This is a genomic window from Streptomyces sp. NPDC000983, from assembly GCF_040299205.1.
Taxonomy (GTDB): Bacteria; Actinomycetota; Actinomycetes; order Streptomycetales; family Streptomycetaceae; genus Streptomyces.
The window spans coordinates 155,387-179,877 of the sequence record NZ_JBEPBM010000015.1 but is presented as its reverse complement, the minus strand read 5'-3'; the positions used below and the strand labels follow the sequence as shown (position 1 = coordinate 179,877).

Here is a 24,491-nt window from a genome sequence, read left to right as displayed (position 1 = left end):
CGCTCAGGGCTTGCGGCCGACTCCGCCGTACAGGGCCACCTCCGCGGCCCCGGAGCCCTCCGGGCGCCAGCGCGAGCACGACACCACGCCGGGCTCCAGCAGTTCCAGCCCGTCGAAGAAGCGGGCGACGGCCTCGGGCGAGCGCTGGGTCAGCGGCGGTGTGCCGTGCTCGTTCCAGAACCGGACCGCCCCGTCCACGTCCGGCATCTGCGGACTGGTCACCGTGTGGGACAGCACCAGATGACTGCCCGGCGCCAGCCCGTCCAGCAGCCGCCGCACGATGTCGTACGGCCCGTCGCCGTCGTCGAGGAAGATGACCACCGAGAGCAGCAGCCCCACCGGGCGGGTGAGGTCCAAGGTGGCCGCGGCCCGTTCCAGGATCGCCTCGGGGTTGCGCAGATCCTCGTCGAGGTGTTCCGTGCGCCCCTCGGGCGAACTGGTGAGCAGGGCCCTGGCGTGGGCCAGCACCAGCGGGTCGTTGTCGACGTAGACGACCCGGGCGTCCGGGGCGAGCCGCTGGGCGACCTCGTGGGTGTTGTCCGCGGTGGGCAGACCGGTCCCTATGTCGAGGAACTGGCGGATGCCGGCCTCGTCGGTCAGATGGCGCACCGCGCGGCCCAGGAAGGCCCGGTCGGCCCTGGCGTAGTCGCCGATCGCCGGATGCAGCTCGCGGATCCGGTCCCCGGCCACCCGGTCCACCTCGTAGTAGTCACCGCCGCCCAGCCAGTAGTTCCAGATCCGGGCCGTGTGCGGCCGGAGCGTGTTGATACGGGTGCGCAGTGACGCGGCACTGCTGTCCGCGGCCGGCGGGTTCTCCCTCACGGGACGGCTCCTGCGATGGCTGGCTCGGCATGGGGCAACCGGCAATCCAGACGCTGGAGTTGATGTTTGCCGCGGGCGCGGCGAAACCCGTGGTGACGGTGCGCGGGAGGGGCCGACGGGAGCGGCGGAACCCGGGGCGGCCGCGCGGGGGCGGACCCGGCGCGGGCCCGCCTAGACTGCCGTCCATGGACGACACGCCGCTGGACCGGCTCGGATCCGGCCAGTACCTGCTGATCACCAGCTACCGCAAGAACGGCACGGCCGTCCCGACCCCGGTGTGGGTGGTGCGCGACGGTGACGCGCTCGGGGTGTGGACGGTCGCCGACTCCTGGAAGGTCAAGCGCATCCGGGCCCGCGCCGACGTCCTGGTCGGCCCCTGCGACCTGCGCGGCAGGCCCACCGGCGACTCGGTCCCGGCCACCGCGGAGATCACCGACGCGGCCACCGTCGCCCGCTACCGCAAGCTCATCGCCCGCAAGTACGGCATCGTCGGCAGGCTCACCCTGCTCGGCAGCCGCATCCGCCGCCGCTCGGCCGGCACGGTGGGCATCCGCGTGACGCTCACACCGTAGGACGGCCGTGGCGGGGGTCCGTCAGGTCCAGGCGCGGTAGGGCTCGTCGACCAGTTGGAAGACGGGCTCGCCCCGCACCGGGTCCTTCGCCTGCGAGAGGCGGACGCGGTCCCCGCTGTGGATGCCGATCGGCGGGCCCATCACCCGGCCGCGCACGACGAACCCCTCGGCCATCTCGATCAGCGACACATTGCGCGCGGCCGGGGTGTTGCGGTGCACCACCGTGGAGTGCCGCACCGTGCCGACGCCCTCGCTCCGCTCGGTGCGCAGGTCGCTGCCCTGGCAGACCGGACACAGCAGCCGGTGGTACATCGCCGTGGCGCACCAGGTGCAGCGCTGGAAGACCATGGCGTCGGACTCCCGGGCCGCGGCCGGTACGTCGAGCACGCCGACGGCGGGGCCGGCGGTCTGGCGGGCAACGCTTCCTGAGTGGTGGTACACGCTGGTCAACTCCCTGCACTGGGCCGGAATCCCGCGCGCGGGACGCCCGCGCACACGTGTGCCGGTCGCCGTGCCACCGTGCACACGAGCAGCGTATGGCACTGAGTGTCACAGGTAAAGGCACTGCGTACCCTCAATATCGGCCGCGTTCGAGAGCCGTCTCGACTTCCTGGACGATTCGCCACAAGGGGGCGTCCCGGCGGGCCACCACGACGACCACGTCCTCGGGCCGCGGGACCACCGGCGCCGGGTCGACGGCGCCGAAGGCGGAGCGCACCGAGGCGAGAGCGTGGTCCACGGTGGCGCCGGGATCGGTGGTGCCGTCCGAACGCAGCCAGGAGCGCAGGGCGTTGTTGTGCGCGGCGACCACCGCGGCCGCGATCACGTCGGCCTGGAGCGTCCCGTCGCGCCGGCCCGCGAAGCGCGCCCGCAGGTACTCCGCGAGCGCCCGCTCGTAGCGCCACACCACCGACAGCTCGTACGCGCGCAGGCCCGGCACCTGCTTGGTGAGCCGGTAGCGCTGCACGGAGAAGTCCGGGTTCTCCGCGTACATGTGCAGAACCAGCCGGGCCGCGTCGCACACCCGCCGGACCGGCTCCTCGTCGGCCGTGCCGGAGGCGAGGAACGCCGTCATGTCGGCCAGGCAGCGCTCGTGGTCGGGGAAGACCACGTCCTCCTTCGACGGGAAGTACCGGAAGAACGACCGCCGCCCCACCCCGGCCAGCGTCACGATGTCGTCCACGGTGGTCTGCTCGTACCCCCGCTGCACGAACAGCTGGAAGGCCGCCGCGACCAGCGCCTCCCGCATCGGCAGCCGCGCGCCGGCGGCCTCCGCCTTCTCGCCGCGGCGGGGCGCCGCACTGCTGGAGCTCATGGTCGGGAACGTAGCACCCGACCACCGGACATGGCACTCAGTGCACTATCGGCGGGAACTGAGTGCTGTCGGTGTGATCGGGAGAGGATGGAGATCGCGCCGTGCGACCCCGGGTGGAGCGATGTGCTGGAGTGCCGAGGCCGATCTCGTCGCGGGTGCCGGTATCGCCGCCGTAGGCGTGGCAGGCGTGGCCTGCGTGGTCCGGGCCCGCACCGCCCCGCGGGTCCTGCCCCTCGCGGCGCTGCCCCTGCTGCTGGGCGCCCATCAGATGATCGAGGCCGCGGTGTGGGCGGGCGACGGCGGAACGGGCCCGGCCACCGTCCTGTGGGCGGTCATCGCCCTGCCCCTGCTGCCGCTGTGGGTCCCGCTGGGCGTCCTGCTCGCCGTGCCCGGCCGGCGCACGCTCATGGTCCCGGCCGCCGTCGGCGTCCTGACCGCCGCCGCGCTCGTGTACGCCCTCGCCACCCGCCCGGTGAGCGCCGAGATCCGCGGCCACACGGTCGGGTATGTGCCGGACCTGCCCGCGGCGGGGCTGATCGTCGCCGGGTACCTGTTCGCCACCATCGGCTCGCTGCTGCTCTCCGGGGACCGCGGACTGAGGGTCCTCTGGGTGCTGGTGACGGTGGGCGCGCTGGTCTGCGTCCTGCTGTGGCGGACGGAGTTCGTCTCCACTTGGTGCGCGTTCGCCGCCGTGTGCTCGGTGGTGCTGCTGGGGTGGGTGCGCGGAGTGCCGGCCAAGGCCGCCTGAGCGGCCCGGGCAGGCGGGCAGGCGGGCGTCGGCTCCGGCCCTTGGGTGCCCGCCTCTTACCCGCGGACGCCTGCCTCGGCCCGCGGCCGCCCGCCGATTTCTCGCACCTGTTTTCGGCAATCCGCGACGGACGGCAACCTTTTCCTGTTCTGTGGCCACCGGGAGGAGCAGCGTCGAATCGAACCCCGGAACGGACAGGCATGAACACACCCAGACAGGCCGCACGGCAGCGCAGGCGCAGACAACGGCTCACGGTGGTGGCCGCGGCGGCGCTGACCACCGTCATGGGCGTACTGCTCTACCTGGTCCTGACCCCCTCCGACGGCACGGCCGACTCCGGGTCCGCCGCCGCGGACTCGGTCACCGCCACCCGGGCCGCCCCCACCCGTACGGCCACGACCCCCGCCCCGAGCCCGACGCCGAGCGCCCGCCCCTCGCGCACCCCCGCCAAGAAGGCCAAGAAGACCGACGCCACGCCCCGGCCGACCGCGACGAGCACCCCGCGGGCCGCCGCCCCCGTCTCCGTCCCGGCGGGCCGCATCCGGCCCGGGACCACGTACGACGGCGTCGCCACCCACTACGACGCCGGGGACGGCGACGGGGCCTGCACGCTGGGCCCGAGCGACGACATGATGATCGCGGCGATGAACACCGCCGACTACGAGACCTCCCGGGCGTGCGGCGCGTACGTGCTGGTCCGCGCGGCGAGCGGCGCCTCCGTCACGGTCCGCATCACCAACGAGTGCCCCGCGCCCTGCGCGCCGGGCCAGCTCGACCTCAGCAAACAGGCGTTCGCCAAGCTCGCCGCCCTCGACGCGGGCCGGATCGACATCACCTGGAGCCTGCTCAGTCCCGCCACCGACGCCACCGTCTCGATCCGGTACAAGACCGGGTCCAGCGCGTACTGGTGCGGCATCCAGGCCGTCGGCCACCGCAACCCGATCGCCCGGCTGGAGGTCGCCACCGGAGGGAGCTGGCGGCAGCTGCCCCGCGCCGAGTACAACTACTTCCTCGCCGAGGACGGCCGGGGCTGTGGCGGCGCCATCAGAATCACCGACATCCACGGCGAGCGCCTCACCCTTCCGGCCCTCCCCGTCCGCCCGGACACCCTCCAGTCGACGGGGGTCCAGTTCGCCCGGCACTGAACGCGGCCTGAACGCGTGAACCGCGTGAACCCGCGTGAACGCCCGGGCTCCCGCCGCCCCGCCGAGTGATCGTATTGAGCGCAACCGATCGATACGATTATGGGCGTAGAGTGAGCGCCCCGGGAGTGCGCCACTGCCCGGGCTCACGTTGCGTACCAGGGGGAACCATGCGGCTCCATGTCGACCAGCGCCACGAACGGGTGCTCGAACTCGTCCGTGAGCGGCGCAGTGTCCGGGTCGCGGAACTCGCCGCCGAACTCGGGGTCTCCGCGGTCACCCTGCGCCGGGACGTGGAGACACTGGCCGCGCGGGGCAGGGTGCGGCGGCTGCACGGGGCCGTGGTGTGGCCGCAGGAGACCGTCGCCGAACCGCGCGAGCGCGAGGGCACGGAGGCCGCCCCGGGCGCGGTGATCGGAATGATCGTGCCGACCACCGGCTCGATCTTCGCCGACATCGTCCGCGGCGCCCGCGAGACGGTCGCGGCCCAGGGCGGCCGTCTGGTGCTCGGGGTGTCCGGGTACGTCGACGCCGAGGACTGCGTGCAGGCCGAGCACCTGATCGCGGGCGGCGCGCAGGGGCTCCTCGTCGCGCCGAGCTGGTTCGGCGGGGTACCGGAGGAAGGGCAGGAGAAGTGGCTCCTGGCACAAGACGTGCCGGCCGTCCTGGTCGAACGCTCGGCGCCGCCCGGCAACCCCGCCGCCGCCCTGGACCGGGTCCGCACCGACCGCGCCCACGGTGCCGCCGTCGCCGTCGGGCACCTCGCCTCGCTCGGCCACCGCAAGATCGCCGCGGTCCTCCAGGAGGGGCCGCACGCCGACCGGATCTCCGCAGGCTTCCGGGCCGCCGTACGGGCCCTCGGCCTCGACGCCGACATCGACGCGCCCTCCGTCCGGGAGCACGGCGACTACGAGGCGAGCCTCGACCACCTCGTCGACGCCGTGCGCCGGCGAGGGGTCACGGCGGCGCTCGTGCACAGCGACGAGGACGCCATCGTGCTCGTGCCCCGGCTCCAGGCCGCAGGGGTCCGGGTGCCGGACGACCTCGCCCTGATCGCCTACGACGACGAGGTCGCGGGCCTGTCCGACGTACCGCTCACCGCCGTGGCGCCGCCCAAGCGCTCGGTGGGCGAACTCGCCGCCCGGCTGCTGCTCCAGCGGCTCGCGGAGCGCCGCGACGGACGGCGTCCCGGCCCCGGCCAGCACCTCGATCTGCTCCCGGTGCTCCGGGTCCGCAACTCCTGCGGAGGCGAACCGATCGCAGAGTGAGCGTTACCTTCGAAGCGTGATCGAAGTGAACGTCTTGGGCGGGCGCTCTTGACGTCGATCGTTCCCACGCAAAGGATGTCCCTCGACCGCACCCTCCCGTACGGGCCCGCCGCGGGAACCCGTGGAAAACGTCCACGCCCGCGCGCCCGGCGCCGCCGAATCCGCCCCGCCCGCGTCGCGCGCTTCCCGACGACGGCCTCACCGGAAGGCACCCCCTGGACACCGACGCCCGCCCCCGCACCGTCCTCGCCATGGGTGAGGGCATCCACCGGCAGCTCCTCGCCGAGCCCGCCCTGGACCGCCTGCACTCCGTCGCCCGGGTGGACACCGCGACCGCGGTCACCGACCTCGCCGCCGCCGACCCCCGCGAACTGGCCGCCGCCGAGGTCCTGTTCACCCACTGGGGCGCCCCCGTGCTCACCGAGGACGCGCTGCGGCTGATGCCCCGGCTGCGCGCGGTCGTGCACGCGGCGGGCTCCGTCAAGGACCATGTCACCGACGCCGTCTGGCGCCGCCGTATCGCCGTCTCCTCCGCGGCCGCCGCGAACGCGCTGCCGGTCGCCGAGTTCACGCTGGCCGTCGTCCTCCTCGCCGGCAAACGGGTCCTGGACGCCGCCCGCGGCTACGCCGACACCCGTACCCGCCCCGACGTGCTGACCGACTACCGCGGCCACGGCAACTACCACCGCACCGTCGGTGTCGTCGGCGCCTCCCGCATCGGACGCCGAGTGATCGAACTGCTCCGCCCGTTCGACCTCGACGTCCTCCTGCACGACCCCTACGTCGACACCCGCGAGGCCGACGCACTCGGCGTGCGCGCCGTCGGCCTCGACGACCTCGTGCGCGCCAGTGACGTGGTGTCCATCCACGCGCCCCAACTCCCCGAGACCCACCACATGTTCGACGCCCGGCGCCTCGCCCTGCTCAAGGACGGCGCCACCCTCGTCAACACCGCCCGCGGCGACCTCGTCGACACCGAGGCACTCCTGCCCCACCTGGTCACCGGCCGGGTCCACGCGGTCCTCGACGTCACCGAACCGGACCTCCCCCCGCCCGACTCCCCGCTCTACACGCTCCCGAACGTGCTGCTCACCCCGCACATCGCCGGCTCCCTGGGCAACGAGCTCGGCCGGATGACCGACCGGGCCGTCGACGAGGTCGCCCGCTACGCCCGGGGGCAGCCCTTCGCCCACCCGGTGGCCCCCGAGGAGCTGACCCGCTCGGCCTGAACCCCGCAGGCCACGGGACCGGAACCAGGTAAGCCAACGTTTGTTCGATGCGCTCGGGTGTGTCTACGATCGCTTCCCGCACGCCCCGAGGAGCCCGTATGCCGTCCGCCCGCCGCCGTCTGCTGTACGTCTCCGACCTCGCCTATCCCGCGCGCGGGCGCCGCTACTGCGACGAGGACATCCTCCTCACCTCCCGGCTGCGCGAGGACTTCGACCTCGCCCTGTGCAACCCCCGCGAGGCGGCCGCGCTGATGGACGGCTTCGACGCGGTCGTCGTACGCAACAGCGGTCCTGTGCTCGACCACCCGGAGGCGTACGAGGCGTTTCGCCGGCGCGCCGCCGACACCGGCGCGCTCGTCTACAACGAGCTCTCCGGGCGCGGCGACATGGCGGGCAAGCAGTACCTGCTCGACCTGACCGCCGAGGGCTTCCCGGTCATCCCGACCGTCGACCGGCCCGAGGACGTCTCCCTGCTGCCCGCGGCCGGGCGCTACGTCGTCAAGCCCAAGCTGGGCGCGGACTCGATAGGACTGGAGATCGTCTCCCGGGACCGGGCCCGCGAGCTGGCCGACGGCCACGTCCTCGTGCAGCCCTGCGTCGACTTCGCCTACGAGGTCTCCTTCTACTTCGTCGACCACGCCTTCCAGTACGCGCTCAACGCCCCCGACCCGGCCCGGCGCTGGGAGCTGCGGCCCTACGAACCCACCGGCGCCGACCTGGAGTTCGCCCGCCGCTTCATCGACTGGAACGGCCTCGGCCACGGCATCCAGCGCGTCGACGCCTGCCGGGCCCCGGACGGCGAACTGCTGCTGGTGGAGCTGGAGGACCTCAACCCCTATCTGTCGCTGGACGCGCTCGGCGAGCGGGAGCGGGACGCCTTCGTGACGGCGATGAAGGCGTCCCTGCACGGGATGTTCAGCCGAGCCTGACCCGCACGCGCTGGGTGCCGCCCGCCGTGGTGCCCAGGTCCCCGAAGGCGAGCCGCAGGCAGGCGCCGGTCGCCGCCGAGGCGACCGTGTCCGGCCGGGAGAGCACCGAGTCCACCGGCCGGTTCCAGGTCAGGGCCAGGCCCGCCCGGGTTCGCGTCGGATCGCTGACGCAGATCACCGCCGTGCCGTCGCCCCGCTCGTCGATCATCACGCTGCACGGGCCGCTCGCCACGACCTCGCCCACGGTGCCGGCGGACCAGAAGTTGACCCCGGTGAAACCGAGCGGGGGCACCACCACGCCCTGCTGCCGATCGGAGTTGGCGAGCACGTCCAGCCAGCCGGTGTCGGCGGCCCGCTCGGCGGTCCGCGCCGCCGTCGCGCCCGGCATCAGCTGGTAGGCGTAGGAGCCGGCCGTCGGGTCGGTGCCGTGGTCGACCCACATCGTCAGATAGGCGCGGTTCAGCACGGTCGTGGAGCCGTCCTTGTTGATGTCGCTCCAGCGCCCGTCGCGCACCTCGCGCAGCGCCCGCACCGTCGTCGCCCCGCCGGGGAGGACGTAACCGCCGTGGCCCGCGAGGTGCGCCCAGCGCGCGCCGGTGAGCGTCCCCGACCAGGGCGGGGCCACCGGCTGGACGACCCCGTCCACCGTGAACGACGAGTCGCCGGCGCGGCCGAGGTTGCGGTTGTCGACGACGGTCTCCACCGCCGTGCCGTCCGCGCAGCGGATGCCCGCGCCGAGGCAGACCACCGTGTCGTCGAGGAAGAACCACGACTTCCTGGCCTCCAGCGTCGACTGCAGGCCCTTGAGGTGCTGCCCGATCGCCGCCCGCCGTCCGTCCGTGGTGCCGCCCACCCAGTCCACGTCGGGCAGGGCGATGCCCCAGTCACCGCCCGCCCCGTCCGCGAGGACCTTGCGCGAGGCGGTGGTGCCGGGCAGCCGGCCGGGGTCCACGGTGGGCCAGAAGGCGTCGCTGTACTGGCCGTTGCCGAAGCTGTCGCCCCACCAGTAGAGCATTCCCGCCCCGGTGTGCCAGCCGCGCGGATTCTCGCCGTTGCCGCTCTCGTAGTACGTGATCCTGCGGTCGGCCATGCTCAGCGAGGCCGCCCAGCCGGGGCGCCGGTGGGTGGCGCGGGCCATGCCGGTGAACAGCCGGTGCCCGGTCGGCTCGGCGACCGCGGTGACCGAGGTGTCGTCCAGGACCGACTTCAGCCGCGCCAGCTGCGACAGCCCGAGGGACCGGTTCCGCATCGGCGGGCTGTAGTGGTCGCGTTGGAGCCACCCCTTCACCAGCCCCCGCCAGCGCGCGTTCTCCGAGGCGCTCGCGGCCTGCCCGAGCAGCAGGACCGCCGCGAGGATCGGATGGCCGCGCAGATGGTCGTCCTGCTGGACCCGGGCGGTGTCGGACGCGGCCAGGCCACGGCTGACGGCCCGGCCCGACACGCCGTCCATGACGAGTCCGTTGTAGAGGAAGGGAGCCCAGGCGTTCTCCACCGCGTCGAAGACGGTCTGCCGTCCCGGGTCGGTGACGGCCCAGGGCGAGCCGTCGAGCAGCGCGAACAGCAGGCCGAGACCGCCCAGCAGCACCGAGCCGTAGGTTCCCGTGTAGGGCACCGTGGTGTGCTGGACGAAGGAGCCGTCGGCGTACAGCCCGTCCCCGGCGGTCACATGGGGGAAGACCGGGGAGAGGGCGTCCCGGGCGAGCGCCACCTTCGCCGCTTCGCCGCCGACGATGCCGCGCAGTGCCAGCACCCGGCACAGGTCGACCCGGTTGGCTCCGGTGCTGGTCCCGGTGTAGGCGGCCACCGCGGAGTCGGGCACGAAGTGGTCCACCGCAGCGCAGTGGGCGGCCAGTTGGTCCGGGGTGAGCGAGTCGTACATCAGGACGCAGAGGTCGAGCAGCGCCTGCGGGACGCCGATCTGCCAGTGGTACCAGTTGCCGTAGCGGGCCAGGTCCGCGCTGTACGCCTGGGCGTGGAGGTGGTCGAGCCCGGTGAGGACGGCGGCTTCGAGCGCGCTGTCGCCGGTGACTCCCGTGCCGGGGCGGCCGTACGCCTGGGCGAGGGTGCCGAGCCGCTGGTAACTGGCGTGGAGCCGGGCGGAGTGGCCGTAGGACTCCTGGTCGGTGTCGGGTTCGGGGTCCGCGAACACGAGGTCCGGCCAGAGCGAACCGGTGGCCGGTGTCATGGTGGCGCGCAACTGGTCGGCGGCGCGGCCCAGTTCGGCGAGCCGGGTCCGGAACGGCTCGGCGGTGGGGCTGAATCCCTCGCCGAGGACCAGGGTGCGCCATCTCGTGCGCAGGGTCGCGAACCCGTCCGCTTCCTCGGCGGCCCCGGACGGGGCGGAACGCGAGAGGGCGAGGGCGGTACCGGTGCTGACGGTCAGAAAGCCACGTCGTGACCAACGAGTCATCATGACGGCGGTGTCTAGCACGGTTTCGATCAAACGCTCAACATGCGCGGCCCGATTGAGCGTATCGATCGATCTTCGGTGCGGAGGTGGGGTGAACCTCGGGGGTGGGGGAGCCGTATCACTCGGCGGAGTGTTTTCGCCCCCGCGCACGGGACGGAAGGAAACCGCAACGTGGAGAACAACGGCCCGCCGCTGGAACCGGTCCGGGTCCTGCGGCCCCGCCGCACCGACGCCCTCGCCGACCTCTTCCGCGAGTCCGACCAGGCCCCGGGCGGCTACGAGTCCGTCTCCCCGCCGGCCGCGCGGTCCGGCTCCGAGGACGACACCCAGGAACTGCCCGCCGTCCCCGCGGAACCGGACGGCAGGCCGAAGCCGACCCGTGCCGTGTCCCGCGTCGTGGTCGTCGCGGCGGTCACGGTCGCGGCGCTCGCCGGATTCGGCGCCGCGCTCCTGCTGCCGCGGGACGAGGCCGCCGGCTCCGACGCCGCGCCCCCACCGCCCACGACCGCCGCACCTGCCCCCACCGGCCCGGCCGTACCCGGTGCCGACGCCCCCGGCACCCTGAGCGAGGGCGACAGCGGCCCCGAGGTCGCCGAGCTCCAGCGGCGCCTGCTGAGCGTCCCGGACGTCTACGTCCCCGGCTCCACCAGCGGCACCTACGACGCCACCCTCACCGAGGCCGTGGCCCGCTTCCAGCTCTGGTACGGGGTCCGCGGCGACGAGGACGGGGTCTACGGCGACGACACCCGCCTGGCGCTGGAGTCCCGCACGGTGGTGGACGGCGGCTGACCCGCCCCGGCACGCGCCCCGCACGCGCTTCGAACGCCGGGCAAGGAACGGGGAAAACCGGGCGGCCGGTGTGTCACGTTGCGTCACCATGGGCGCCGGGGCCCGCGCAACCGGCGACCGGCCCGCTCCTGACCGAAAGCCCTGCTCCGATGAACGGCTCCCGCGTCCCGGGCCTCGTGCTGCCCGCCGTCTTCCTGCTGGCCCTCGTCGCGGGCGTGCTGTGGTACTGGTGGCACCGGCACGACGACTGACCGGCGCGGCCCACCGCTCGGCCGTGTGCACCGGCCGGTTACCGCTGCCCGGCCTTGAACCCCGGCCGGTTACCGCTGTCCGGCCGTGAGACCCGGCCGGCCCGGTGTCAGCGGCGTTCGACCAGGGCCTGGGTGACGACCCGCACGCTGCGGGCGATGTGCTGCAACTGCATGACCTCGGCCGCGTACATCTTGATCGTGTGCTCGATGACCGACTCGGGCATGCCGAGGCCGGGCAGGTCGGCGCGGGCGGTCTGCAGCGCGGTGCGGGCGACCCGGATCTCCTGCTGGACCTGGAGCTGGGCGTGCCGGCCGAGCAGCACCGGGTGGCGGAGCATGGCCGGATAGCTGGCGTAGCGGGCCGGCACCAGTTCACGCAGCCACTTCGCCGCCGAGCGCTCCCAGTCGTAGGTGCCCGGGGCCTTGACCTGGCAGGGCCAGTCCGAGGTGGTGCGCATGGTCATCAGAGTCATGGTGATCGCTTCCGGGATTGCGGCGTCGAGAGGGTGGTCCGACGAGGTCGGGGCGGCCCCGGCCTAGGGGATGACCGGGGCCGCCCGGGTGAGCCCCCTCGGCGCCGACGCGGGTAGGAGACGGCGGCTGGGAGGGCCCGTCGCGGCGCCCGCTGGACCGACGGGGAGCGCACGGCGAATGGGGAGTCGTGCGCAAGAGCGGAACCGGCGGCTTTCTGCGGGCGGGTGCGGCGTGGAGAAGTATTTATATATGCCGTCCGGTTTGCAAGACGTATGAAAACATTCATGCCCGCTTGGTGCCGGACGGTGCCCGTGTGCTCCGGTTCGGCCCCCGTGGCGCAAGCGCTTGCCGGTCCCGCGCGGGGCGGGACCGGGCGGGACCGGGCGGGCGGGACCGGGCGGGACCGGGCGGGCGCGTCAGTCCCGGAGGAAGAACTGGTGCTGGTCGGAGATCTGCTCGTAGTCCTCGAGCCGGGCCTGGGTGCGCTCGGGGTCGGCGTCGGTCATGGCCTGGAGCAGGGCGGCGGCCATGACGCCGGGCGCCGCGTAGGAGTCGAAGACCAGCCGGGATCCGGTGCCGGTCGCGAAGACGACGTCGGCGGCGTCGGCCACCGGTCCGAGCGCCAGGTCGGTGACGAGCGCGATCCTCAGCCCCGCGCTGCGCGCCACCCGCACCGCCGTCAGCGTCTCCTGGGCGTGCCGCGGCATCGAGAACGCCAGCACCCAGGTGCCGCCGGCCTCGCGTGACTGCAGCAGCGCGTCGTAGGCGACGCTGCCGCCCCGTGTCACCAGCCGCACGTCCGGGTGGATGCGGCGTGCCGCGTAGGCGAAGTACTCGGCCAGCGACGCCGAGATGCGCAGGCCCAGGACGGTCAGCGGGGTCGACGCCGACAGTTTGCGGCCCAGCTCGATCAGCTGGTCCGGGTCGCTGAAGTCGCGGCGCAGGTTCTCCAGGTTGTCGATCTCGGCGTCGACCGCCGCCTGGAGTTCGTTGCTGCCGTTCTCCTCGGTGGCCGGGCCGCCCGACAGCGTGCCGAGCGCGATGGACTGCAGCTTCTCCCGCAGTGCCGGGTAACCGCTGAAGCCGACCGCGGCGGCGAAGCGGGTGACCGAGGGCTGGCTCACCCCGACCCGCTCGGCGAGATCGGTGATCGACAGGAAGGCGGCCTCGTGGATGTTCTCGATCAGGTACTGGGCGATGCGCCGCTGGCCCGGGGACAGGTGGGGGCCGTCGAAGAGCGTTCTCAGCCGGGAAGTGGGGGAGGCCTCCGTCTCCGGAGCGGTCTTCCCCGAGGTGATGGCGGATGCCTGCGCGCGTGCCTGCTGCGGCGATGGCACGGGGGCGCCTCCTTTGTCTTCCACAGTGCCTCAACATAGCTCACACACCGTGTTGGCCAGGAGGTCGCCGACGGGCACGGGGAGCGCGGAAGCGCGTCACCCGCGGTGCGCCGCGGGTGAGATGGGGGAGAGCACGTATCGATCAGCGCCGAAAGATGGTGATCGAGTGGCCGACCGTATCGATCGGACGGCTGCTGTCGATCAACTCGGCGAGTCTGCCCTTCGCCTTGGCGATGGAGCTGTCCGAAACGACCAGCAGTCCGCGCACCTTCCGCGCGGGCACGGTCCGCGGGTCGGCGGCCCTGATGCCGTAGTACCGGGGCACCCCGCTGCCCTTGTACACGAGCCAGACGCGTTCGCCCGGGTGACGTTCGCGCAGCCGGTCTGCCAGCCGGCCCAGGTCCTGCCCCCAGTCCACGGCCGCGTCGTGCAGCCGCAGATGCGTCTTCGCGGGACCGCCGAACGCCTCGTTGGAGTACGGCAGATAGTAGGGGAAGGCCCGCAGCGAACTCACCGCGACGCAGGCCGCCAGCACCGCCGTCACGGCCACGGCGCGCACCCGGGCCCCGCCGCGGCCCACCGCGGTGACACAACCCGCCGCCACGGCCAGGAACATGGGCACGAACACCGCGTACCGCGTCCCGAAGTCCCGCGACCCCAGCATCGCCGCCGCCAGCAGTACGGCCGTCGGCGCGAGCAGGTACGGCGCCGCGGGCCGCAGCCGCCGTACCGCGAGGACCGCCGCCGTGCCGGCCGCCCACAGGGCCAGCATCCCGAGCGGGGTCTTCACCAGCAGCGCGGCGGGCAGGTAGTACCAGAGCGAGCCGGTGTAGACCCGCCCGAACAGGAACCCCTGCCAGGGGTGGTTCTCGAAGGCGAACTGGATCCGCATCCCGTCCCGGTACGCCTCCGGCAGCGGCAGCACCTCCACGGCCAGCCCGTGCAGCCCGCGCGCCACCGGCACCGGCTGCTCCGGCGCCCAGCGCAGCCGCGGGTCCACCAGCAGGTAGGTGATCCAGACGACGGCGACGGCGGTCAGCAGCACGACGCACGCGCCCGCCACGGCCCGCCGCCACGCCCCGCGCCGCTCAGGCCCCCGGCCCGCCCACCACGCCGACGCCGCCGCGAGCCCCACGACCACCGGGACCACGGCCAGCGCGCTCATCTTCGTCGCCAGCGCCGCGCCCAGGGCCGCCCCGGCGAACGGCAGCCACAGCCGTGGCCGCAGCCGGGCCCGCCACAGCAGCCACACCGAGGTCAGCACGAAGCCCGCCGCCGGCACGTCCAGCGTCGCCAGCGAACCGTGCGCGACCAGGTCGGGGGAGAAGGCGTACAGGGCCAGCGCCGCCAACCCGCCGACCGGACCGGCCAGTTCACGGGCGAAGGCGAACACCACCAGCCCGAACAGCAGGGTCAGCGCGATCACCGGGAGCCGCGCGAACAGCATCAGCCGCCAGGGATCGTTACCCGACCCGTACAGCAGGTGGCGCCCCACCTGCCCCTGATCGCCCTCGAAGGAGGCGTCGTAGGCCGGACCGGCGAGCGCCACCCCGACGCCCACGACGAGTTTGCCCAGCGGCGGATGCTCGGGGTTGAGCCGCAGCCGGTGCTCGTGGAGGTAGGAGGCGGCCGTCCCCACGTAGACGGGCTCGTCGATGGTGGGCGTCTGCCGGACCGCCGTCGTCACCATCGCCACCGCCATCTGGGCCAGCAGCACGGCCACCAGCAGCGGCACCGGCCAGGGCCGACGGGGCCGGTGGGACCGCGTCGGCACATCGCCGACCGCGGGCGGGCGGGGGCGGGTGCCCGGTTCGCTCGCCATCATCCGCCCCGCGGTGCGAACGGCCGGGAGGTGGCGGGAGGGGTGGTGCGGCGCCTCATGCGCCTACTGTGCACCAGCTCCCGCCGCCGACGGCGTCACCGCCCCAGGAGTCGTACCGACATCCCGTCCGCCGTGTAGACGGGTACGGCGCGCAGCGCGGCGGAGTTCAGCTCGATCCGGTCGAACTGGCCGCGCAGCGCCGCCGCGTGCAGCACCGGCACCGTGCTGCCCGCGGCCGGCGGCCGCTCGGCGTCCAGGCGCAGCGACAGCGCGGAGCCCCGCTCCAGCCGGGCCCGCCCCCGCACCCGCAGTGCGGGCGTGCGGCCGGCGCCGAGCGTGACCCGGAGGGTGCCGGAGTCCTGGACGTAGCCGCCCTCGACGCGGGCCGGTTCGGCGACGTCCAGCGTGCCGGCCGCCGTCACCCGCACCTCGCCGCGGCCCAGGGCCCGGGAGGCCCCGGCCACCAGCACACCGCCCGCCACCACGGTCCCGCCCCGGTAGCCGTTGTCGCCGGTCAGGGTGAGCGTGCCGGTGCCCAGCTTGGTCAGGCCGCCCACGCCGTCGATGTCGTTGCGCCAGCTGTCGGCCGCGTGGAAGCCGCCCGCCGCCGCGTCGAGCGTGACGCGCACGTCGGTGTCGAAGGCGCCGTACCCGTCGGCCGCGGCGAACAGGTTCAGCCGCCCCCACCCCTCGGGCCCGTCCAGCAGGACGTACCCCGCGGGCAGCGCGGTCCCGGCCAGCACCGCGCGCCGCTGCGCCGCGTCCAGGTAGGGCAGCCGCGTCTCCAGCAGCACCTCCGCGCCCTTGGGGACGGCCAGGGGCAGATCACGGCCGCGCCTCGGGAGGATGTACGTCAGCCGCGGGCGCGCGGAGCGGGCGTTGGCCGCCCGGTCGGCGTAGGGGTCGGTGGCGGTGTCCGCGGAGTGCGCCCAGGCGTACAGCCCGTCGGCCGTGGCGCCGGTGCGCTCCTGGAAGTAGGCGAGCGCCTGGGCGCGGGCGGCGGCCTTGAGTTCGGCGTTCGCGGGGTCGGCGAGCGCGGCCGCGGCGAGCGCGGTCGCCATGACCCGGCCGCCGATCACGTCGAACGGCGAGTGCATGCCGGCCGTGATCCGGGTGTCGGCCAGGGCGAGGGCGTGCGTCACGAGTTCCTGGAAGCGTTCCGGTACGGCGTACGCGAACGCCAGTCCGGCCAGGTGCAGGGCGTTGGTGTGACCGCTCGGGAACCCGCCGTCCTCGGCCGGGTTGGCGCCGCGCTGCCGCAGCAGTTGCGGGGCGACGACGACCCGGGAGTCGTACACCGGGTGGCCGAGGGCGTCCTTCTGCCCGGTGTCGACGACCTCGCTGTCCTCGTTCATGCGCCACGGACGGGGGTACTGGTAGGCGGCCTTGGCCGGGTTGCCGGAGGCGAACGGGCCGCGCACGGTGTCCACCAGCTGGGCCACCTTGCCGAGTTCGGAGGTGTACGAGCCCGCGCCGAGCGCCGATCCGGCCGGGGCGCCGGCGGGCACGGCGTCGCTGACGGTGCCGGCCGGGGTGCCGTCGGGGGCGGCGGTGATCGAGGTGACCGCCTTGGCGCCGGTGCGGTACAGCTCGGCGAGCGGGCCGAGGCCGGCGATCATGGCGTAGCTCTGGTGCTGACGGTCGACGACGAAGGCCTCCTTCGCCTGCTCCGCCGTCCGGGTGGTCGTCACCCGCACGCAGTGGCGGACGTTGGCGCGCAGCACCTCGGGCATCAGCGGGGTGCCGGTGTTCCAGGCCTCGCCGGTCCGCCACACCTCGGCGAAACCACCGAGGATCCGGACCACCGCGTTCGTGTCGGCGGTGAGGTTGGCGACGGTGTTGGTGCGGTAGTCGTCGACGAAGGCGGCGGCGCCGGCCGCGGCCTTGGCGTCGGCTGCGGCCAGCCAGGTCACGAACGTGGGCGCGGCCAGCACCCCGGCCGAGGCGCCCAGGGAGGTTCTGAGGAAACCCCTTCTGTTCAGGGGGACTTCACGGACCGCGGCGAGGGGGCGGGGCCCGGCGGTGGACGGCATACGACTGCCTCTCTGGAGCTTTACGGCACTGCGGCCGGGGGATCCGGCGCGGCGACTCGACGGTTCCGCGCGCCTCGTGACCGAGGGCGGGGGGCGTACCGCGAGGGGCGGTCACGGCGGATCGAGTCGTACCAGCGAAGATCTACGGGCGAGGGGTGTCGGTCGAGGGATCGTCCGGCGACCGCCCGCTGTCCCGGAAGTGAACGGGAAAGCGCTGTCGTGCAGTTGACCGGCGGAGCTGTGGACTGCCTGTATACGGGCTGTGGAGCGCTTTCGGTCGAGGTCGCGGGGATGCGGGGGCCGGTGTTGTCCCGCGCCGGGTCTTGCCGCGTCTCGCCGCGCGAACTGCCGGACTCGGGGCGGGAGTACGGCGCCGCCCTGGCCGACGGCATGGAGTCCTCCCCGGCCCGCCTCACCCTCCGGGGCGGCCGCGTGCACGCCGGCCGTGCGCGCCTCGGTGACAGTTGGGTGGCGGTGTGGTGGCCCCCGCCCTCAACTCCGGCGCCAGCCTTGATCCCCAGCCCTCAGCCCCCGCCCGCGTGAGCGCGTGCGCCCCGGACAACCGCCGTAACCCCCGTACCCCGGGCGCGCACCGCGTCCGTCACGGCATGGATCGGCTCCCCGGCGGGAGGAACCCGCGGGGAGCCGGAGTGGAGGGGGAGCCGGTCAGGCGGCCAGGATCCTGGCCTTCTGCTGCGCGAACTCCGCCTCGGTGAGCACGCCCTGGGCCTTCAGCTCGCCCAGCTGCTTCAACTGCTCGATCTTGTCCGACATGTCGGGGGCGGCCGGCGGTGCCGCCGGCTCGGCGTACGACGCCGCCTGCTGCGGTGGCGGCTCGTAGCGGTTCTGTTCCTGGGCGGCCCAACGCCCTTGCTGGCGGCGGCTCACCCGGTTCGACACGGCGGTGGCCGTTCCGGCCACGACCGCGGTGCGCGCGACTCCGCGCAGGAGACCTGGCATGACTGATCCCTTTCGGCCCGTCTGACGTGATCGGTGGTCGTTTCAGGTGGTGGCGGACTCGGCCGCGTCGAGGGCGGCCATCACCGCCGGCATGGGGATGCGCCCCGAGGCGACGAGCCTGGCGCCGCTGCGGTGCATGGCGGCGGCGAAGGGCGCCGCCCAACTGTTCTCGTAGATCAGAATGCCGGCGGAACTGCCCGGCTCCAGCGCGGAGGCCGCGTCCTCCAGGTCGTCCTGGCCGAGCAGCCCGGACGAGGCACCCTCGAAGACGGACAGGTCGAGCGTGCCGTCGCCGTCGAGGTCGGCGATCTCCATGCCGCTCACGGTTCCGTCGGTCTCCTTGCGGACGAACATCAGGTCGAGGATCCGGATGATGCCGCGGTCCACGAGGTCGACCAGGAGGGGGAAGCCCTCGCCCGTCATCCGGTTGCCCGGGAACTCGACGACCAGGTAGTCGATCGGGCCCACGGCTTCGTGTGCTTCGCTCACCATGTCACTCCTGCTCCTCGCGGCTACGCTCGGTGACGCCCCCCTCCCTCAATTGCAGCACCGGCCCGCGCTCCTCGCATGTCGGTCCGCCCGGCGACGGCACGGCCGACGCGGTGACCACCAGGTCCGCCCGCCGCCGGGTCCCGGCGACCAGTTCGGCGTTGCGCTGGTCCGACCTCATCACCCAGTCGACCGCCTCCCGGTGGCTCTTGCCGAACTCCTCGTGCCGGGCGATCAGCCGGCGCAGGCGCTCGTCCTCGTCCAGCGCGCAGAACCACACCTCGTCCAGTTCGGACCGCACCCGGGCCCAGTCGCCCGTCCCCAGCAGCAGGTAATTGCCCTCGGTCACCACCAGGCGGGCCTCGGGCGGCACCGGGATCGCCCCCGCGAGCGGCTGCTCCAGGACCCGCTCGAAGCCCGGCGCGTACACCGTGCCCGACGCGTCCGGCTCCGTGCGCAGCCGGTGCAGCAGGGCCGCGTACCCGGCGGCGTCGAAGGTGTCCGGGGCGCCCTTGCGGTCGCGGCGGCCCAGCCGGTCCAGTTCCACGTCGGCCAGGTGGAAGCCGTCCATCGGGACGTGGGCGGCCCAGGGCTCGCCGGTGCCGTTCAGCCGCCGTACGAGATGTTCGGCGAGGGTGGTCTTCCCGGCGCCCGGGCTGCCCGCGATGCCGAGGACCGCGCGGGGTCCGTCGGTGGTGAGGGCGCGGGCACGGGCGAGGAGGTCGTCGAAGGTCTGCGGCACGGGCCGAGTCTGCCATCGCCCACCCCGCCGGCGTCATCCGCGCGCACCGCGGCAGGCCCGCCGAGTCCGCCACCCGCGCACATCGCGGCCGACCCGCCGATTACTTCCGGCCGCCCAGGAAGTCGACATCAGGAGAAGCCGACGTAACGACCGGAGAGGGAAAGGAGGCGCGCCGTGTCCGAGGACGAAACGCGGATCCGCGCACTGATCACACGATGGGCCGAGGCCGTGCACCGGGGTGACCTCGACGGCGTGCTGCGGGACCACGCCGAGGACGTCGTCATGTTCGACGTGCCCCCGCCGCACGAGGGCATCCACGGCATCGAGGCGTACCGGGCCACCTGGCCGCCGTTCTTCAGCTGGCAGGCGAACGGCGCGTGCTTCGAGATCGACTCCCTCGACGTCACCGCCGGCACCGACGTGGCCTACGCCCACGCCCTGCTGCGCTGCGCCATGCCCGAGGAGCTGGCCAAACACCCCACGCACCGCCTCAGGCTGACCCTGGGCCTGCGCAAGGAGCACGGCCGCTGGATCGTCGCCCACGAACACCACTCGTTCCCGCACGACTGACCCCGCGGCGGCGCTGCCCGCGAACCGTGCACGCGACCGTACCGGAGAACGGCTGCGCGACCGGACCGGCGAAACCGGTGCGCGACCGGCCCGCGATGGTGTGTCATCCGGGGTGTGGCGATCGACTTGGGCGGGCCGGGGACCGAAGGACCGAGCGGGATCGTCGGCCTGCTGCGGGAGTGGCAGCACGACGGGGCGCCGTGGCAGCTGCACCCCGGGGACCTCGGCTGGCACTGGCGCTTCGGCGCGCGGGCGACGGCCGCGGCCCTGCGCACCTGGAGCCGGGACGGACGCATCCTCGCCGTCGGCCTGCTGGACGAGCCCGACCTGCTGCGGCTGACGACGGCGCCGGACGCGCGCCGCGACGAGGAACTCGCCCGGCGGGTGGCCGCGGACCTGTCCGCGACGCAGGGCGGCGTGTTCGCCGGACCGGAGGCCGCCGCCGAGGTTCCCGCGGGCACCCTGGTCCGGGAGCTGCTCGCCGCGGACGGCTGGGCCGACGACGAGCCCTGGGCGCCGCTGTGCCGCGACCTGACGGACCCGGTGCCGGACGCCGGTGCGCGGATCGAGGTGGTGGGGCCCGGACGGGCGGGCGCGCGGGCCGCCGTGCAGCGGGGGGCGTTCGGCAGCTCGACGTTCACCGAGGAGCGCTGGCACACCATGGCGGCCGGCCCGGCCCACGCCGACGCCCGCTGCCTGCTCGCCCACGACGACCGGGGCCGCGCGGTGGCCGCCGTGACGGTGTGGTCGGCGGGTCCGGGCAGGCCCGGTCTGATCGAGCCGATGGGAGTGCACCGGGACCACCGCGGACGCGGCCACGGCCGGGCGGTCACCGTCGCCGCGGCGGCGGCCCTGCGCCGGCTGGGCTCGTCGAGCGCGCTCGTCTACACCCCGGCGGCGAACACCGCCGCCGTGGCCACCTACGAGTCGGCCGGCTTCCGGCGGCTCCCGGAGATCCGCGACCTGCGCCGCGGCGACAGCCCCGGATAGCACCAGGCAGACCGCAGACCGCAGACCGCAGACCGCAGACCGCAGACCGCAGACCGCCGTCAGGCGCTCGGCGGAACCGGCGCTGCGCACCCGCCATCAGCGGGTTAATTTGTCCGTGTTTCATGCGTTTCCCTGACTCTTTGTCTCTCTGCTCCCCGTGACCCCGCCCGCCCTCGGCGGCTCCCACGGCGCGTAGCGGTAAGGGGTGGACGATGGCCCACGGCACCGACGCCATGCTCGTCGGCGGGGGGCGACGCGACACGGTGGCCGTGTCCGGCCCGTCCTGGCGGACCCGCGACAACGCGCTGCTCGCGGCCCTGGCCGGTGCCTTCACCGCCGCCCAACTCCTCCTCGTCCCCCCGGGCCTGGGCCTCGGCTGGGACGAGGTCGTCTACGTCAGCCAGGTCGACGACCCGGCCCCGGCCGCCTTCTACAGCGCGCCGCGCGCCCGGGGCGTGTCCCTGCTGGTGGCCCCGGTGGCGTCCTGGTCGTCCTCCGTGGTCCTGCTGCGCATCTACCTCGCCGTCCTCTCCGGCCTCGCCCTCCACCTGGCCCTGCGCGCCTGGCGCGGCCTCTTCCCGGCCCGCGTCCTGGCCGCCGGCGGCGCGCTGTTCGCCTCCCTGTGGGTGACGCTCTTCTACGCCCCGCAGGCCATGCCCAACCTGTGGGTCGCCCTCGGCGCCCTGCTCGCCGTCGGCTGCTTCCTGCGCGCCCTCACCTGCGCCCGCCCCGCCCCGGCGACCTTGTGGGGCGTGGCCGCGGGCGCCGCCCTCATGGCGCTGATGCGCCCCACCGACGCCGCCTGGACCGCGCTGCCCCTGCTCGTCGGCGCCCTCCTGCTGCGGCGCGTACGGCTCGGCCTGGTCACGGCGGCCGGGCTCCTGGCGGGCGCCGTCCCCTGGGTGGTGGAGGCGTACACCTCCTACGGCGGACTGCGGGAGCGGCTCTCCGAGGCGTCCCGGGTCCAGGGCGGGCTGGGCTGGCACCTCGCCGTCGACGACCAGCTGCGCGGCCTGGTCGGGCGCACCCTGTGCCGGCCCTGCACCGGCGCCCTCCCCAACCCCGTCGTCACCGCGTGGTGGGTGGTCCTGCCCCTGCTCGCCGTCCTCGCGCTCGTGATCGCCGTACGGTCCGGGCGCACCGCGCGCACCCTGATCCCCCTGGCCTGCGCCACCACGGCCGCCGTCCCGTACCTGTTCCTGATCGGGTACGCGGCCCCCCGCTTCCTGCTGCCCGCCTACGCGCTGGTGGCCGTGCCCGTCGCCGACGCGCTGCGCCACCTGGTCACCACCCCCGGCGGGCGGTGGCACCCGCTGCCCGCCGGCCTGCTCGCCCTCGGACTGGCCGGGCACCTGGCGGTGCAGTACGCCGTCCTGGACCACGTCGTCGACCGCACCGCCGCCGACCGCCGCGCCTGGGAGCGCACCGCCGACACGCTGCACTCCCTGGGAGTGGTCGCGCCCTGCCTGCTCACCGGGCACCAGGCCATCCCGGTCGCCCACTACACCGGCTGCTCCTCGGGCGCGATCGGCGGCAACAACGCCAACACCACGGCGGCGGAGATCCTGCGCACCGCCCGCCGGGTCCCGGTCGCCACCCTCAGCGTCCCCGGCGCCCCACCCCCCTCCTACGCGCGCGGCTGGCAACTCCACCGCGTCGAACGACTCGACGTCCGCATCGCCCCGGGTGGCACCGGCGGCGCCCCGGGCCGGGCCGGCGGGCCGGAGTGACGGCCGGGCCGGTCACCGGCGCCCGCGCGGGCGGACGGGCCGCCTACTGGCACGGCGCGATCGCCCTGACCGTGCTGGCCGTCGCGGGATGGCTCGCCAGGCGGCACTGGCCCGTGCTGGAGTCCGGCGCGGTGCGGCTGGCCCTGGCCGATCAGGGCTGGCTGCTGGTGGCCGCGACGGCGGCGGCCGGCACCTGGCTGTGCGCCGCGCTCGCCCAGCAGGGCGCGGTGTGCGCCCCGCTGCCCCGGGGGCGGCTCGTCGCCGCGCAGTTCGCCGCCTCGGCCGCCAACCACGTCCTGCCCGCCGGACTCGGCGCCGGCGCGGTGAACCTGCGCTTCCTGATGCGCTGCGGACTGCCCGCCGCCCGGGCGGCCACCGCGGTGGCGGTCAAGGGCACCGCGAGTGTCCTGGTGCGCGCGCTCCTCATCGCCTCCCTGGCCGTCGCCTGCCCGGGCGTGCTCCACCTGCCGGACGGCGCCCCGGCCGTGCCGGTCGCGGCAGGCGTCACCGTCGTGGCCGCCGCCGTCCTGGCCGGACCCCTGCGCGGGCGCTGCCGGCGGTGGCTCGGCGCCGCCCTGGCCGACATCGGCGCGGTCCACGCCCTGCCCCGCCGGGCGACGGCCCTGTGGGGCGGCTCGCTCGCCTTCGCCGTACTGCACTGCGCCGTCCTGGTCGCCGTGGCCCAGGCCGTCGCGCTGCCGCTGCCCCCGCCGCGGGTGGCGCTGCTCTACCTCGCCGCGAGCAGCGCGGCCGCCCTGCTGCCCACCCCCGGCGGCCTCGGCTCCCTCGACGCGGTCCTCGCCCTGGCACTCACCGCCGCCGGGGCGCCCGCGACGGCCGCCGCCTCCGCGGTGATCGGGTACCGGCTGCTGACGGTGTGGTTGCCGCTGCTCCCGGGGCTGCTGGTGCTCGCCGCGCTGATCCGCCGCAAGGCGCTGTGACCCGGGCGGAGTTTCCCGCGCGCACGGTTCAGGTAGGACCTTGGGTGTCGGTCCGGACCGAGGGGGAGTGCCATGACGCACGGCGAGCACGGCGGGCAACTGGGCGAGGAGTTCTTCACCCCGGGGTCCTCCTCGTTCACGGAGTTCCTCGCCGCCCACCGCCCCGAACTGCTCGCCACGCGCCGCGTCCTGCCCGACGGCATGCGCGCCGACGACGACCGGGTACCGCACGGCACCACCGTGCTCGCCCTCACCTACCGCGACGGCGTCCTGATCGCCGGAGACCGCCGGGCCACCATGGGCAACCTCATCGCCCAGCGCGACCTGGAGAAGGTGCACCCCGCGGACGACCACACGGCCGTCGCCTTCGCCGGAACCGTCGGCCTCGCCCTCGACATGGTCAAGCTCTACCAGGTGGAGCTCACCCACTTCGAGAAGATCGAGGGCACCCCGATGACCCTGGGCGGCAAGGCGCGCAGGCTCGCCGGGATGATCCGCGAGAACCTCGGCCAGGCCATGCAGGGACTCGCCGTGGTCCCCCTGCTCACCGGCTACGACCCGGCGAGGCCCGAGGGCGAGCGGGGCCGCATCTTCGGCTTCGACCTGGCCGGCGGGCTCTACGAGAAGCGGGACTTCCACGCCGAGGGGTCCGGGTCCCCCTTCGCCCGGGGCGCGTTGAAGAAGCTCTACCACCGGGACATGACCCGCCGGGAGGCGGCCCTGGCGGCGCTCCAGGCGCTGTGGGACGCCGCCGACGACGACTCGGCCACCGGCGGCCCGGACCTCGGCCGCCGGATCTACCCGATCGTCTCGGTCATCACCGAGGACGGCTTCGAGCGGCTGACCGAGCCCGAGACCGCCGCGCTGGCCCACGAGATGATCGAGCACCGCGGCAGCCGCCCCGACGGGCCGGCCGCCGCCCTGTGAC

At 74.4% G+C, this 24,491-nt stretch carries 23 protein-coding genes; 12 read left to right on the top strand and 11 right to left on the bottom strand.

Annotated features, from left to right (window positions below; genetic code table 11):
* Positions 1-3: 3 nt before the first annotated feature.
* Positions 4-822, bottom strand: coding sequence for an SAM-dependent methyltransferase (locus ABT296_RS19535; RefSeq protein ID WP_351928894.1), 819 nt, complete (start codon positions 820-822; stop codon positions 4-6).
* Between the two features lie 185 nt (positions 823-1,007).
* On the opposite strand from ABT296_RS19535, the gene ABT296_RS19530 reads away from it, so the two are divergent.
* The gene (locus ABT296_RS19530) at positions 1,008-1,394 is read left to right on the top strand and encodes a PPOX class F420-dependent oxidoreductase (protein WP_351928892.1); all 387 of its coding nucleotides are present in this window, start codon (positions 1,008-1,010) and stop codon (positions 1,392-1,394) included.
* Between the two features lie 21 nt (positions 1,395-1,415).
* Here the strand turns inward: ABT296_RS19530 and ABT296_RS19525 are convergent, their stop codons facing one another.
* Complete coding sequence (locus ABT296_RS19525; RefSeq protein ID WP_351928890.1) at positions 1,416-1,835, bottom strand: Zn-ribbon domain-containing OB-fold protein; 420 nt, start codon at positions 1,833-1,835, stop codon at positions 1,416-1,418.
* 133 nt (positions 1,836-1,968) lie between these two features.
* Positions 1,969-2,709 carry a TetR family transcriptional regulator gene (locus tag ABT296_RS19520; protein WP_351928888.1) on the bottom strand — a complete coding sequence of 247 codons (741 nt, stop codon included), beginning with the start codon at positions 2,707-2,709 and terminating at the stop codon, positions 1,969-1,971.
* A gap of 121 nt (positions 2,710-2,830) precedes the next feature.
* Here ABT296_RS19520 and ABT296_RS19515 point away from each other — a divergent pair, with 121 nt between their 5' ends.
* The 5 genes from ABT296_RS19515 (at position 2,831) to ABT296_RS19495 (ending at position 8,025) form a co-directional block, all read left to right on the top strand.
* Positions 2,831-3,457 (top strand): DUF6629 family protein, encoded by a 627-nt coding sequence (locus ABT296_RS19515; protein ID WP_351928886.1) that lies wholly within the window; start codon positions 2,831-2,833, stop codon positions 3,455-3,457.
* Positions 3,458-3,657: 200 nt separating this feature from the next.
* Positions 3,658-4,602: an expansin EXLX1 family cellulose-binding protein gene (locus tag ABT296_RS19510; protein ID WP_351928884.1), complete on the top strand. Its 945-nt coding sequence runs from the start codon at positions 3,658-3,660 to the stop codon at positions 4,600-4,602.
* Between the two features lie 167 nt (positions 4,603-4,769).
* Positions 4,770-5,867: a substrate-binding domain-containing protein gene (locus ABT296_RS19505; protein WP_351928882.1), complete on the top strand. Its 1,098-nt coding sequence runs from the start codon at positions 4,770-4,772 to the stop codon at positions 5,865-5,867.
* Positions 5,868-6,118: 251 nt separating this feature from the next.
* Positions 6,119-7,096, top strand: coding sequence for a hydroxyacid dehydrogenase (locus tag ABT296_RS19500; protein ID WP_351928880.1), 978 nt, complete (start codon positions 6,119-6,121; stop codon positions 7,094-7,096).
* A gap of 98 nt (positions 7,097-7,194) precedes the next feature.
* Positions 7,195-8,025 carry an ATP-grasp domain-containing protein gene (locus ABT296_RS19495; protein WP_351928878.1) on the top strand — a complete coding sequence of 277 codons (831 nt, stop codon included), beginning with the start codon at positions 7,195-7,197 and terminating at the stop codon, positions 8,023-8,025.
* Here the strand turns inward: ABT296_RS19495 and ABT296_RS19490 are convergent.
* A complete protein-coding gene (locus ABT296_RS19490) occupies positions 8,012-10,438 on the bottom strand; it encodes a polysaccharide lyase 8 family protein (RefSeq protein ID WP_351928876.1) in 2,427 nt (808 codons plus the stop codon). The genes ABT296_RS19495 and ABT296_RS19490 overlap by 14 nt on opposite strands.
* Positions 10,439-10,606: 168 nt before the next feature.
* On the opposite strand from ABT296_RS19490, the gene ABT296_RS19485 reads away from it, so the two are divergent.
* Entirely contained in the window at positions 10,607-11,224 is a 618-nt protein-coding gene (locus ABT296_RS19485; RefSeq protein WP_351928874.1) for a peptidoglycan-binding domain-containing protein, read from the top strand.
* Positions 11,225-11,582: 358 nt separating this feature from the next.
* Here ABT296_RS19485 and ABT296_RS19480 read toward each other — a convergent pair whose 3' ends face one another.
* The 7 genes from ABT296_RS19480 to ABT296_RS19450 form a co-directional block, all read right to left on the bottom strand.
* Positions 11,583-11,948 carry a hypothetical protein gene (locus tag ABT296_RS19480; RefSeq protein ID WP_351928872.1) on the bottom strand — a complete coding sequence of 122 codons (366 nt, stop codon included), beginning with the start codon at positions 11,946-11,948 and terminating at the stop codon, positions 11,583-11,585.
* Positions 11,949-12,365: 417 nt separating this feature from the next.
* Positions 12,366-13,286 (bottom strand): MurR/RpiR family transcriptional regulator, encoded by a 921-nt coding sequence (locus tag ABT296_RS19475; RefSeq protein ID WP_351928870.1) that lies wholly within the window; start codon positions 13,284-13,286, stop codon positions 12,366-12,368.
* A gap of 142 nt (positions 13,287-13,428) precedes the next feature.
* Complete coding sequence (locus tag ABT296_RS19470) at positions 13,429-15,108, bottom strand: phospholipid carrier-dependent glycosyltransferase (RefSeq protein WP_351928868.1); 1,680 nt, start codon at positions 15,106-15,108, stop codon at positions 13,429-13,431.
* Positions 15,109-15,203: 95 nt separating this feature from the next.
* Complete coding sequence (locus ABT296_RS19465; protein ID WP_351928866.1) at positions 15,204-17,141, bottom strand: phosphatase PAP2 family protein; 1,938 nt, start codon at positions 17,139-17,141, stop codon at positions 15,204-15,206.
* Positions 17,142-17,807: 666 nt separating this feature from the next.
* Positions 17,808-18,101, bottom strand: a complete 294-nt coding sequence (locus tag ABT296_RS19460; protein WP_351928864.1) for an SHOCT domain-containing protein — start codon at positions 18,099-18,101, stop codon at positions 17,808-17,810.
* 42 nt (positions 18,102-18,143) lie between these two features.
* Entirely contained in the window at positions 18,144-18,593 is a 450-nt protein-coding gene (locus ABT296_RS19455) for a DUF6325 family protein (RefSeq protein WP_351928862.1), read from the bottom strand.
* A 1-nt stretch (position 18,594) separates the two neighbouring features.
* Positions 18,595-19,332 (bottom strand): nucleoside/nucleotide kinase family protein, encoded by a 738-nt coding sequence (locus ABT296_RS19450; protein ID WP_351928860.1) that lies wholly within the window; start codon positions 19,330-19,332, stop codon positions 18,595-18,597.
* Between the two features lie 174 nt (positions 19,333-19,506).
* Between ABT296_RS19450 and ABT296_RS19445 the strand changes: the two genes are divergently transcribed.
* The 5 genes from ABT296_RS19445 to prcB all read left to right on the top strand — a co-directional run bounded on the left by ABT296_RS19445 (position 19,507) and on the right by prcB (position 24,490).
* Entirely contained in the window at positions 19,507-19,902 is a 396-nt protein-coding gene (locus ABT296_RS19445) for a YybH family protein (RefSeq protein ID WP_351928858.1), read from the top strand.
* 114 nt (positions 19,903-20,016) lie between these two features.
* Positions 20,017-20,892, top strand: coding sequence for a GNAT family N-acetyltransferase (locus tag ABT296_RS19440; protein ID WP_351928856.1), 876 nt, complete (start codon positions 20,017-20,019; stop codon positions 20,890-20,892).
* Positions 20,893-21,104: 212 nt separating this feature from the next.
* Positions 21,105-22,622 carry a hypothetical protein gene (locus tag ABT296_RS19435; RefSeq protein ID WP_351928855.1) on the top strand — a complete coding sequence of 506 codons (1,518 nt, stop codon included), beginning with the start codon at positions 21,105-21,107 and terminating at the stop codon, positions 22,620-22,622.
* Positions 22,619-23,563, top strand: a complete 945-nt coding sequence (locus tag ABT296_RS19430; protein ID WP_502977283.1) for a lysylphosphatidylglycerol synthase domain-containing protein — start codon at positions 22,619-22,621, stop codon at positions 23,561-23,563. The genes ABT296_RS19435 and ABT296_RS19430 overlap by 4 nt, the downstream gene beginning before the upstream one ends.
* 72 nt (positions 23,564-23,635) lie before the next feature.
* A complete protein-coding gene (gene prcB, locus ABT296_RS19425; RefSeq protein ID WP_351928853.1) occupies positions 23,636-24,490 on the top strand; it encodes a proteasome subunit beta in 855 nt (284 codons plus the stop codon).
* Position 24,491 lies beyond the last annotated feature (1 nt).